This window comes from uncultured Mycobacterium sp. (assembly GCF_964249325.1).
Classification (GTDB): Bacteria; Actinomycetota; Actinomycetes; order Mycobacteriales; family Mycobacteriaceae; genus Mycobacterium.
On the sequence record NZ_CAXUCH010000035.1, the window covers coordinates 1 to 11,410 of the forward strand.

At 65.5% G+C, this 11,410-nt stretch carries 9 protein-coding genes; 3 read left to right on the top strand and 6 right to left on the bottom strand.

Features of this window, described 5'->3' with window-relative positions; translation table 11 throughout:
- The first annotated feature begins 425 nt into the window (after positions 1 to 425).
- The 3 genes from ACFE99_RS07055 (at position 426) to ACFE99_RS07065 (ending at position 5,539) form a co-directional block, all read left to right on the top strand.
- Positions 426 to 2,186, top strand: a complete 1,761-nt coding sequence (locus ACFE99_RS07055) for an NAD-binding protein (RefSeq protein ID WP_375483748.1) — start codon at positions 426 to 428, stop codon at positions 2,184 to 2,186.
- Between the two features lie 446 nt (positions 2,187 to 2,632).
- Positions 2,633 to 4,066, top strand: a complete 1,434-nt coding sequence (locus ACFE99_RS07060; protein ID WP_375483750.1) for a PPE domain-containing protein — start codon at positions 2,633 to 2,635, stop codon at positions 4,064 to 4,066.
- A gap of 42 nt (positions 4,067 to 4,108) precedes the next feature.
- The gene (locus ACFE99_RS07065; protein ID WP_375483751.1) at positions 4,109 to 5,539 is read left to right on the top strand and encodes a PPE domain-containing protein; all 1,431 of its coding nucleotides are present in this window, start codon (positions 4,109 to 4,111) and stop codon (positions 5,537 to 5,539) included.
- Between the two features lie 29 nt (positions 5,540 to 5,568).
- Here the strand turns inward: ACFE99_RS07065 and ACFE99_RS07070 are convergent, their stop codons facing one another.
- From ACFE99_RS07070 to ACFE99_RS07095, 6 genes are all read right to left on the bottom strand, one after another.
- Positions 5,569 to 6,516 (bottom strand): exopolyphosphatase, encoded by a 948-nt coding sequence (locus ACFE99_RS07070; RefSeq protein WP_375483753.1) that lies wholly within the window; start codon positions 6,514 to 6,516, stop codon positions 5,569 to 5,571.
- Positions 6,507 to 7,010 carry a DUF501 domain-containing protein gene (locus tag ACFE99_RS07075; protein ID WP_375483755.1) on the bottom strand — a complete coding sequence of 168 codons (504 nt, stop codon included), beginning with the start codon at positions 7,008 to 7,010 and terminating at the stop codon, positions 6,507 to 6,509. The genes ACFE99_RS07070 and ACFE99_RS07075 overlap by 10 nt, the downstream gene beginning before the upstream one ends.
- Positions 7,003 to 7,656: a septum formation initiator family protein gene (locus ACFE99_RS07080; protein WP_375483757.1), complete on the bottom strand. Its 654-nt coding sequence runs from the start codon at positions 7,654 to 7,656 to the stop codon at positions 7,003 to 7,005. The genes ACFE99_RS07075 and ACFE99_RS07080 overlap by 8 nt, the downstream gene beginning before the upstream one ends.
- Positions 7,657 to 7,671: 15 nt before the next feature.
- Positions 7,672 to 8,961, bottom strand: a complete 1,290-nt coding sequence (gene eno, locus ACFE99_RS07085) for a phosphopyruvate hydratase (RefSeq protein ID WP_375483759.1) — start codon at positions 8,959 to 8,961, stop codon at positions 7,672 to 7,674.
- 84 nt (positions 8,962 to 9,045) lie between these two features.
- Positions 9,046 to 9,777, bottom strand: a complete 732-nt coding sequence (locus ACFE99_RS07090) for a lytic transglycosylase domain-containing protein (protein WP_375483761.1) — start codon at positions 9,775 to 9,777, stop codon at positions 9,046 to 9,048.
- Between the two features lie 400 nt (positions 9,778 to 10,177).
- Positions 10,178 to 11,317 (bottom strand): nucleoside triphosphate pyrophosphohydrolase, encoded by a 1,140-nt coding sequence (locus ACFE99_RS07095; protein WP_375483763.1) that lies wholly within the window; start codon positions 11,315 to 11,317, stop codon positions 10,178 to 10,180.
- Positions 11,318 to 11,410 lie beyond the last annotated feature (93 nt).

Consider the following 11,410-nt stretch of genomic DNA (forward strand, 5'->3'; position numbering starts at 1 on the left):
ACCCGCCGCAACCAGGTCCCTTCACTCAACCAGTGCGGAAAACGGGCCTAGGGCATTGTCCGTATTTTGCTCAGCGCAGCACGCGAGAGCCTGTTGCGGTAGTCCACGCATTGTCGCGTAGCTTGTCGCGCATTCGACGTTCCGGCGATTTGACCGCACAGGGGTGGGCCAGTCGCCTTATAGTCAGCGCATCAATGTCAGCCGAAGGGGGTTTATGCCTGACAATATGACGCCGTGGTGTAACGGCCGAGACAATGAGAACGAGTGCTTTTCGGCTTGACGCGAGGCCGCGCTATATCGGACCGTTGTCCGTCGACTCGACCGCCGCGCAGACTTGCATGTGAGGCCAACACGAACCGTCGTTTCACGTCCGGTCACCGGTCAGGGAGATGTAAACGCTGCCAGCCGGCTTAAGGGAAAGGATCATGCCCAGCCACATCATCGTCAGCGGTGAGGATGCGCTGGCGACGACGATCGTCGAAGAGCTGAAGAGCGCCGGCGCAAGCATCGCCAAGCTCGCCAGCCCCGACCTTTCAGAGGCCGGGGTCAAGACAGAGCTCGCCGCCGCCGGTGTTGCGAGAGCCGTAGCGGTCGTGTGCGCCGGCGATGACGACGCGACAAATCTCGAAATCGCGCTGCTGGCAAGGAAAGCCAACCCAAACACGCGCGTGGTGGCGCGGCTGGCCAACCACGTACTCCGGGAAGCAGTAGCCGCCGATAACGGGCCCGGCGCAATCCTCAACGTCGCCGACCTGGCGGCACCGGCAATCGTCGAGGCATGTCTGGCGCATACCATGCACCCGTTCGAGGCAGCCGGCATCAAATTCGTTGTCTGGGGCGCCGAAGCACCGCGCGACGCGACGCTGCGCGACCTCTACGGCGACCTGGCACCGGTGGCGGTAGTTCACGGCGACAACTCGCCCACACCCGACGAGGTGGAGATTTGTCCGGGCCGCGACCTGCGGGTGCACACCGGTGACTGGACGGCGATGATCGGCACCGCCGACGAATTGGCCGCCCGCGCCATAAAGGTCCCGCCGACGAAAAGCACACGCGCGCGCCAGCCTCGGCTACGGCGAGCGATCGACGCTGTGCGCGTGCTGCGCGACGAACTCAACCCGATCTTTTACCCGACGATGGCCGCCGTGCTGATCCTGCTGATCGGGTCGACCGTTTTATTGCGCTTCGCTTACCGAACACCGGGGATGAATTGGGTCGACGCGTTGTACTTCAGCACCGAAACGATCACAACCACGGGCTACGGCGACTACAGCTTTCTCCACCAGCCCACCTGGCTGCGGCTGTTCGCCGCGATGATGATGTTCGCCGGCGTGACCACCACCGCTCTGCTTGTCGCCTTTATCGCAGACCTGCTGCTGTCGCGCCGCTTCGTGCGTTCGGCCGGGCGCCGACGAGTGCATCATCTGCGTAACCATGTCATCGTCGTCGGGCTGAGCGCACTCGGGATCCGCGTCGTCAGTGAGCTGGCCGCCGCCGGGTACGACGTCGCCGTTATCGAGCGCGACGAGAACAACCCCTTCCTGTCGTCGGCGGCCGAACTCGACGTTCCGGTGATCTTCGGGGACGCAACATTGCCCCAGACGCTGGAATCCGCCCGCGTGGATCGCGCCCGCGCGGTCGCCGTGCTGACGCGCGATCACATCATCAATATCGAGACCGGGATCGTGCTACGGGAGATGTTGGGACCCCGAGTGTGGCCCACGGTCGACCGGTGGCGTGATGTCCCAATTGTGCTGCGGGTCTACGACCGCACGCTGGGCTTCGCGGTGGCGCAACGATTCGATTTCCAGAACGTCCGCTCGACCGTCGAACTGGCCGCACCCTGGTTCATCGGAGCCGCGATGGGCTTGCAGGTGCTGGGGACGTTTTCGGTTGGGCAGAGCTCGTTCGTGGTGGGCGCAATGCACGTCGAACCCGGCAGCGAGCTCGATGGGCTGCGGATGTTCGATATGTCCACCCAAACTCGCGTCATCGCGATCACCCGCCCGAACGAGCCCGTCAAGCTGCATCCGCGCCGCGATGCCCTACTGAGAGGCGGCGACACCGTCTATCTCGTCGGTCCCTACCGAGAACTGCTCGACACGCTGCGCAAGGGTCAGCCTCCCCTGCAGCCCAGTACCCAAGATGATCGCCCGCGCGAAGATCACGAGGTCAGTCGAAGGTAGAGCAAATAGCGGGTTCTCCGGATTCGGCCGAGTTTTTGGCTGCGATCCGGCCTCACTTTATCGAGGCCAGGGAATCGTGAATTGCCTGGCAGCGGTCCCCGAACCGCCGTTAAGAAGTCGTTAACGAATTCCTACAGATTCGGTCAAGAACTCATAATGGATTTGCCTGGCGGTCACGCCAGTCTTTGATGGGCTACCTGATCGTAACGTAATCTGCAATAACATTTGCCCAGCAGTCACCGGGGGGAGCCCGTGTTCGTCTTAGCTTTTCAGTCGGCGCCGGTGGCCATGACAGCGGGCATCTCATCGGGGATCGCTGGTCGGCTACCCGCACTGAGCTCAATACACGTCGCCGCGCAGACCGCCAAAGCCGACCGTCTAATGCCGGTTTGTATGCGGTCGCGGATGCCTCCCACTCGGCAGACCTCGCCAGGAGCTAGCCGGCAATGAATTTCGCGATGTTACCGCCGGAGGTCAACTCGGGTCTGATGTATGCCGGTCCGGGCTCGGGGCCGCTACTGGCCGCGGCGGCAACTTGGGAGGGGCTCGCCGCCGAACTGTCTGCAGCAGCGAACTCATATCAGTCGGTCGTTGCGGCGCTGACCACTGGGCCGTGGCTGGGCCCCGCATCGGCATCGATGGCCGCCGCAGTCGCCCCTTATGTGTCCTGGATGAGGACCACGGCCGCGCAGGCCGATGAAACGGCCGCTCAGGCCAGAACGGCGGCGACAGCCTACGAGACAGCTTTCGCCGCAATCGTCCCGCCGCCAGCGATCGCCGCCAACCGCAGCCTCTTGATGATGCTGGTGGCGACGAACATCCTCGGGCAGAACACCCCCGCGATCGCAGCGACCGAAGCACAGTACTCAGAGATGTGGGCCCAAGATGTCGCCACCATGTATGGCTACGCAGCCGCGGCGGCCTCCGCGACCGTGCTGACACCGTTCAACCCGCCCCCGCCAAGCTCCAACCCGGCAGCGAGGGCAAACCAAGCCGCCGCTGTCGGCAAAGCCACCGGCACTGCCGCCGGTAATGCGCAAAGCACCGTCTCTTCTACCCAGCAAGCCTTTTCCGCGGTGCCCAACGCACTGCAGAGTCTGGCAGCGGCGCCCGCTGCGCCGGCGGCTCCCGCGGACCCGCTGAACACGCTGGCCAACCTGATTGCAGTTTTTGTTGACTTGCCTAGTGGCCTTGCCACCCTCGGTATCGATACGCCACTGGCGCCGTTGTCTGCAGTGGCTCTTCCCTTCGACGTGGTCAGTGCATTGACGGGTTTCCACACCGACGACATCGTCAGCGGTTGGGCCGGAGTAGAGCCCTGGCCGGGGACAGGGACGGTGCCTCCTACAGAGTTCCCGGCGATTATCACAGGCCCGATCGCGCCGTCGGCGCCGGCCGTCTCGGCGGGTGTGGGCCAGGCGAATACGGTCGGGGCGTTGTCAGTTCCGCCGACGTGGACTGTCTCGACACCGGCGGTACGTCCCGTCGCGGTGACGCTACCGGCCCTCCCGGGGACCGGCGTCACTGCAGCGGCGGAGGCCGCCGCGGAAGGAGTGACAGGTGCTTCGGGAAGCACATTCAGCGACATGGCTCTGGCGGGTATGGCCGGGCGCGCGATGGCCGGAACCCTCGGCACCGGCGGCGGCCGGGATCGCGGAAAGGCGACTCCTTCCGAACGCGTGACGTCTATCGGTGAACGTGGGGGAAGTACCGGCGACACTGCGGTCGGTGACCGGGAAGGTGAGGCGTCGGAGAGCAAACCGCGAACTGTGGTGACCGGCGTCGCGGCCGAGTTACGCGAGTTCGCCAGGCTGCGCGACGAGGGGATTCTCACCGAAGAGGAGTACACGGAACAGAAGAACCGCCTGCTCGGGCGCTGAAACACCGCCCTTTGACAAGAGCGCCGATGAGGATGGGCATCAATGGATTTCGCGATTTTGCCGCCGGAGGTCAACTCCGGTCGAATGTATGCCGGTCCCGGGTCGGGACCAATGGTGGCGGCAGCCGAGGCCTGGGACGGGCTGGCCGCTGAGCTACATTCGGCGGCGAACGCGTACCAGTCGGTGATCTCGGGACTGACCACTGGGCCCTGGCTCGGCCCGTCATCGGCGTCGATGGCGACCGCAGCCGGGTCCTACGCAGCGTGGCTGAGCGTCACCGCCGTGCAGGCCGAGGAGACGGCCATCCAAGCTAAAGCGGCGGCGGCAGCCTACGAAGAGGCGTTGGCGTCGACGGTGCCGCCGCCGGTGATCGCGGTCAACCGCGCCCAGTTGATGGCGCTGGTGGCGACGAACCTGTTGGGGCAGAACGCGCCGGCGATCGCGGCCACCGAGGCGCAATACACCGAAATGTGGGCCCAGGACGCCGCCGCGATGTACGGCTATGCGGGTTCGTCGGCATCGGCGACGGCGCTCAAGCCGTTTATGCCACCACCGTCGAGTACCAATCCGGGCGGTGCGACCACCCAGGCCGCCGCCGTCGGGCGTGCCACCGGCACTGCCGCCGGCAGTGCGCAAAGCACGGTTTCGTCGGCCCAGCAAGCCTTTTCGGCGGTGCCAAGCGCACTGCAAAGCCTCGCAACGGCGCCAGCGGCCGCGGCGGCCCCCCCGGACCCGCTGAACACGCTGGCCAACCTGATTTCCGTCTTCGTCAACTTACCCAGCGGCTTGGCTGGACTTGGTGTCAACACACCAATGGCCATCTTGACGCCGGTGGATCTTCCTTTCAGCGTTGAGAGTGCTCTGTCTGGGTTGCACACGGATCAGATCGTCAGCGGCTGGGCAGGGGTACAGCCCTGGCCTGGCACAGGATCGGCGCCGCCGACGGAATTCCCGGCGATTATCACGCACCCCGGCCCGCTGGCGGCGGCGCCGGCGTCGGTGTCGGCTGGTCTGGGCGAGGCCAACAGGGTTGGGACGCTGTCGGTGCCGCCGACGTGGACCGTGGCGACACCGGCGGTTCGGCCAGTAGCGCTGGCATTGCCGACCACCAGCACGGGCGCAGCCGCAGAGGCCGCCGCCGAGGGGATGACAGGTGCCTCGGGAAGCACGTTCAGCGACATGGCTTTAGCAGGTATGACCGGAAGCGCCATGGGCGGAACCCTGGGCACCGGCGGAAGCCACGAGCGCGGCAAAGCCGCACCCGGTGAACGCGTGGCGGCTCGCGCCGGACGCGCGGCGCCTCCCGGTGAGAATGCGGCGAGTGACATTAAAGGCCAAGTGTCGCAGAGCAATCCGCGGACTGTGGTGACCGGTATCGCGGCCAAGATACGCGAGATCGCCAAGCTCCGCGACGAGGGAAGAATGTCCGACGAAGAATTCACCGAGCAGAAAAAACGCCTTCTCGGCCGCTGAGCTTTTTTGCATTCAACGATGCGGATGCATCAGCCAGCGATCGAGAGCGCGATGCCGTCGAGAATGTCATGCTCGCTGACGACCAACTCCTCGATGCCGGCGCGCCGGTGCAGCTCATCGGCGAGCTCCTCGACGATGATTCCGCCCGCGCCAATCACGTCCGCCCGGCCGACGTGCATCGGGCCGAGCGCGGCGCGCTGTTCCCGCGTCATACCGATCAACCGGTCGCAGACCGTCATCAGTCTCTCGCGGCGAACGCGTGAAAGATGGATAGCCGCAGAGTCATAGGTCGCCATATCGTGCGCCAGCGCCGCTAGTGTCGTCATGGTCCCGGCAACCCCCACCCATGTCCGGGCTTTTTCGACCGCCACCGCACGCAGTGCCACGCCGAGCCGTTCGCGAACCACTTCCCGGGCAGCCGCGACCTCGGCCGGTGACGGAGGATCGGAGTGCAGGCATCGTTCGGTCAGCCGGACACAGCCGATGTCGGCCGAGAAACTTGCCGCGACCTCGTCGTGGCCCAACACGATCTCCGTGGAGCCGCCACCCAAATCCACGACCAGGAAAGGCCCAGCAGCGCAATCTAATTCGTCAACCGCTCCGCGGAAAGACAGTTCTGCTTCCTCAGCACCAGTGATCACTTCAGCCACCGCGCCCGGAACCGCGGCATCTAACACCTCGGCGGTCATCGCAAAGAAGACATCACGATTAGCGGCGTCGCGGGCGGCCGACGTGGCGACCATGCGCACGCGCTCGACGTCATGCGACTGCAGTAGAGCGACGTAGTCGACGAGCGCGGCGCGGGTACGCTCCAGCGCCTCGGGCACAAACGCACCGGTCGCATCGACTCCTTGACCCAGCCGCACGATGCGCATCTCGCGGTATACGTCACTCAGGTGCCCATCGACCACGTCGGCGATCAGCAACCGAATCGAGTTGGTGCCGCAGTCGATTGCGGCTACCCGGCTCATGTCCACTGCTCCGGTGCCAAGATGCCCGCCTTCTCCAACTCAAGGCGCGGATCGGTGGACAATATCGCCAGCGTCTCGTCGCCGAGCGGATTGACCCCGCGGCCCTTGGCCAACGAATGCGCCGCCAGCACATGCAGGCACTTCACCCGGTCAGGCATACCGCCGGCCGAAACCGTCGTTCCCAGCGGCTCGATCGCATCACGCTCTGCCAGGTATGACTCGTGGGCTCGCCGGTAGGCGGCGGCCAGTTCGGGGTCGTGGTGCAGCCGCTCGGTCATCTGCCGCATCAGCCCTGCGGATTCCAGCCGGCCGATGGCTGCGGTCAGCACCGGGTGCGTGAGGTAGTACAGCGTCGGAAACGGCGTTCCGTCAGGGAGTTTCGGCGCTGTCTTCACCACACCTGGCTCACCGTTGGGGCAGCGATAAGCGATCTCCAGTACCCCTCGGGGCTCGCGGCCAAGCTGCCGCGCAATCGCCTCCAGGTCGGCACGATCAACCACCGGGCGGTACCGGATTAGGCGGCCCGGAGCCCGGGGGAGGGGTACGACCTGGCGGTGGCACAGGCGGACCGTGCGGGGTGTCGGCGATGGTGTGCCACAGCGCCGTGTACCAGGGTTGGTTGGCGGCGACAGTTCCGGTTTGCGGTTCCGGTGCGCTGGGTGATGGCTCCGTTGGAGGAAGCTGCACCTGATAGGGGATGTCCCCAGGCTTCACGAATCCGAGGCGCTCACGGGCCTGCGCCGCGATGTACGCCGGGTCGGACAGCTTGACCTTCTGCTGCTCGAGCTCGGCGATCTGTCGACGCAGCGCGGCCTCGGTGGCGGCCAACTGATTCATCTCAGTGCGCTGTGCGAAATAGGTGCGTACCGGACCGGCGATCGTCAGCGTCAACACACACACCACGGCGGCCAGCACGGCCGCCCGCCGCGCGGTAAAGCCCAGCCGCTGCTCGGAGCGCTGCTCGGCCGACTCGATGATCGACCGCTTGATGGGCTCTGCGACCGGTTCCGGCAGCGCCCGGGACTCACCGCGACCGCGAGGCGAACCCGGCGACTTGCGCCGCGGGCTGGGCACCGAATCGCGGGGTCGGCCCGGCCGCGAGGCCGGAGAGCGTCGCTTGGGATCGGGCCGCTTCCCTTCGGACATCGAGGTCGAAGCCGGCTACTTGGTTTCCGGCACGTATCGGGGGAACGCCAGGTCACCGGCGTAGCGGGCGGCGTCGCCGAGCGCCTCCTCGATCCGTAGCAGCTGGTTGTACTTTGCGACGCGCTCGCTGCGGGCCGGTGCGCCGGTCTTGATCTGCCCGCAGCCGACGGCCACTGCGAGGTCGGCGATCGTGGTGTCCTCGGTTTCGCCACTGCGGTGGCTCATCATCGTCCGGTATCCGCTGTGGTGTGCCAGCGCCACCGCGTCGAGTGTTTCGGTCAACGTGCCGATCTGGTTTACCTTGACCAGCAAGGCGTTTGCGATGTTCTTTTCGATACCATCTTCGAGCCGTTCGGGATTGGTGACGAAGATGTCGTCGCCGACGATTTGCACGCGGTCACCGATGGCCGTCGTGAGCGCTGCCCAGCCGTCCCAATCATCTTCGGCGAGCGGGTCTTCGATGGATACCAACGGATAGGTGCCGAGTAGCTCCGAGTAAAAATCGGTCATTTGCGCCGCGGTAAGTGTCTGGCTTTCGAAGTTGTAGCCGGTGCCCTCGGCGAAGAACTCGGTGGCTGCGGCATCGAGCGCCAACGCCACGTCGGCGCCTGGTTTCAGGCCCGTCGACTCGATGGCGAGGCTGATCAGATCCAACGCTGCCTTGGTGCCCGCCACGTCGGGTGCAAAGCCGCCCTCGTCGCCCAACCCGGTGCCGAGGCCCTGGTTCTTCAGCACCGACTTGAGCGCGTGGTACACCTCGGCGCCCCAGCGCAGTGCCTCGGCGAAGTTGGGCGCGCCGATCGGGGCCACCATGAACTCTTGTACGTCCACGGCGTTGTCGGCGTGCGCGCCGCCGTTGAGGATGTTCATCATCGGCACCGGCAGGATGTGTGCGTTCGGGCCGCCGATATAGCGGAACAGCGGTAGTTCGGCGGAATCCGCGGCGGCCTTCGCCACTGCCAGTGAGACGCCGAGGATCGCGTTGGCGCCCAGGCGGGACTTGTCGGGCGTGCCGTCGAGATCGACCAGCGCTTGGTCGACCAGCCGCTGGTCGTCAGCGTTCAGCCCGATCACCGCGGGCGCGATCTCGTCGAGCACCGCCTGCACGGCCTTCTTCACGCCCTTTCCGCCGTAGCGGTCGCCGCCGTCGCGTAACTCCACGGCCTCGTGCTCACCGGTCGACGCGCCGGACGGCACCGCGGCCCGCGCGAATGTCCCGTCGATCAGGGCGACCTCAACCTCGACCGTCGGGTTGCCGCGGGAATCAAGGATCTCGCGGGCCCCGACCTGCTCGATAATCGGCACTGAGTTCTCCTCGCGTTGTTGAGGCTGGATCCTGGGCGTCCGTCGCTACCAGCAGTAGCCTAGAGCCTGCTCCAGCCAGGTAGCTCACAGTGGGTGACCCGCGGCGTAGGCGGTAGCCCAGTCCCGTACGGCGCGCGCATACACGTCGGAATCGTTGTAAGCGCGCAGCGCCGTTATCCATCCTTTCGGCGTCGCGAGATTCTTTCCACGCCAACATAGATAACCCGCCGCCGAGAGCGCCGCGTCGTCGATGTTGTCGACGCTGACGATTCCGTCATTGTTGGCGTCGACGCCGTACAACCGCCATGTTTCGGGGATGAACTGCATCGGCCCCATTGCCCGAACCGTACCGTCGTCGTCGGCGAGGCCGCCTGCATCGGTGTCGATGATGTGCAATGTGCCGCCGCTGCCGTCCAGGCGCACGCCCCGAATGGGCGGGCGCACATCGCCATTGGGGGCTACCGTCGCATGGTGGTAGGTGCCGTGGTGACTCTCCACTTCACCGATGCCGGCCAAAGTCGTCCACGAGATCCGGCAGTTCGGGTTCTCGACCTCGGCGACGCGCGCAGCGTAGGCGTAGGCTTCCAGCGCAACAACCGGGATTTTCAGTGCCTCACTGCGCGCCAGCGCCCAGTCATGCAACTGATCGGCAGCCCGGCCCTTGGCATGCGTGTTCACGGGCGGCACCGGATCTCCTGCCGGTGGCGGCACTCCTTTGGGGATATAGGTGCCGAGCTGCCACGTACAACTCGACGCTAAGAGCAACGCCGCCGCCCCCACTACGGCGGCCGCCCGCAGCCAACGCACCGGCGACACAGAACTCCCTCAGCCACTCGTGGTCACGACCATCGTCCCATGTGACTAGGCGTACTCGACCTCTACCGCCCGCCAATGCGCGCAAACATCGTCGATTTGCAGAGGCGGATCGGTTAACTATGACTACGCACAGCAACAGAATTCAATGCACGGCGATGACTACGCGCCATCCCGTCCTCGTTGCACACCGTCTTCGCCAGCGCCATGTGGTCAGCGTCGCTGGTGACCACCGATCACGGCCGGGCGTCGACTTCAGCGCACGCCAGACACCACTGGATGTAGGGCTAGCAATCATGACCGCGGTGGCTGCATTTCGAACTGCGGAATGACGCGCAAAACGGCCGACGTCGGGCGCGGCAGGCCTCACTGCCGCTCAGTGCCAGATGGATCGCCCTGGCCTTCAAGTGCCGCTTCCTCCACCGCCACCGAAGCCGTTTCTCGGTGAGTCAGCTGTTGGCCGCTCGGCCTCACTTGCCGATTCGTCGGTCGAGGTTGCCGGTTCGCCGCCGTGGTCGGATTGCACTTCGCCGGCCGGATCGTCGCACTCATCGGACTCGGTGGTCGGGGCAGTCAGCTCCTCCGCCGACTCCTCGATCGTTGGCTCGCCAAGCTCGGGCGGCCAGTAAGCGCGCCACTCTTCTTCAGTCACGACGCCGAGCGGAGTGACGTCGAGCTCCTCGGGAATGTCGTCACCGCGTCGTCCGGTGGCGATGGCCTTTTCGGTGTCGCGGACGGTATCCATGAACTCCAAAACGGCTGAGCGCAACGAGTTTTCTGCATCGTCGTCGGCTGTCACGGTGATCGACGTGATGGACTCCGGAATCAGGTCGGCCGGTAGGCCGGCATTATGGACACGTTGAATCACTTTCTGCGCCAACGCCAATGCGGGCTGCGCGGTAGGAACTTCGTCTAGCACCGAGTTCCGCGGCTTCTCCCTCGCCTTGCGTTCTTTCCACTGAGCCAATTGCTCGTCGAGCGAGATTTCTTCGCCTGCAAGAACTCCCGGTACGCGGTTGCCCAGTTTTCGCACCAGCGCGTCGGCGACGTCGTCGATGGTGAAGGGATGCTGTGGTGCGTCCTCGGCGATCCGCGCGTGAAACAGGACCTGCAGCAACACGTCGCCGAGTTCTTCGCGTAGCTCGTCAGCATCGCCGCTGCGCACCGCGTCGAAGAGCTCGTAGGTCTCCTCCAACAAATAGCGGCGCAACGAGTCGTGTGTCTGCTCACTTTCCCACGGGCCAGCCGTGCGCAGTTTGTCCATCATCGCCACGGCATCGACCAGTCGCTCGCCGCGCTGCGGCTCGGGTGCTGAGATCAACCGGTCCCCCGCGGCCAATCGTGCGGTGACCGCGGGATGGTCGGGGTCAGACGACAGCAATACCGGGGCGTCTTCTCCTGTCAGCGCCGGCCGGGCGGCGGGCAGCGACCAGGGCACGACGACCGGCATCTCCTCGGTGTATTGCACTTCGCCGGTAAGCAGTTCGATGGCCTCGACCGGAACCAGCGACGGACGGCGGGGGTCGACCAAGACGACAGTCACGGGCGCCACTCCTCCATCCCGGCTACGCCGGCATCATCGTCGTCGGCCTGAGTCATGCGCCACTCCTCGACCCCGGCTACGCCGGCGTCATCG

Bases quoted from the DNA above. Each gene is read 5' to 3' on its own strand.
- ACFE99_RS07080 (WP_375483757.1), bottom strand. From the start codon at position 7,656: ATGTCCGAAGGGAAGCGGCCCGATCCCAAGCGACGCTCTCCGGCCTCG.
- ACFE99_RS07065 (WP_375483751.1), top strand. From the start codon at position 4,109: ATGGATTTCGCGATTTTGCCGCCGGAGGTCAACTCCGGTCGAATGTAT.
- ACFE99_RS07055 (WP_375483748.1), top strand. From the start codon at position 426: ATGCCCAGCCACATCATCGTCAGCGGTGAGGATGCGCTGGCGACGACG.
- ACFE99_RS07060 (WP_375483750.1), top strand. From the start codon at position 2,633: ATGAATTTCGCGATGTTACCGCCGGAGGTCAACTCGGGTCTGATGTAT.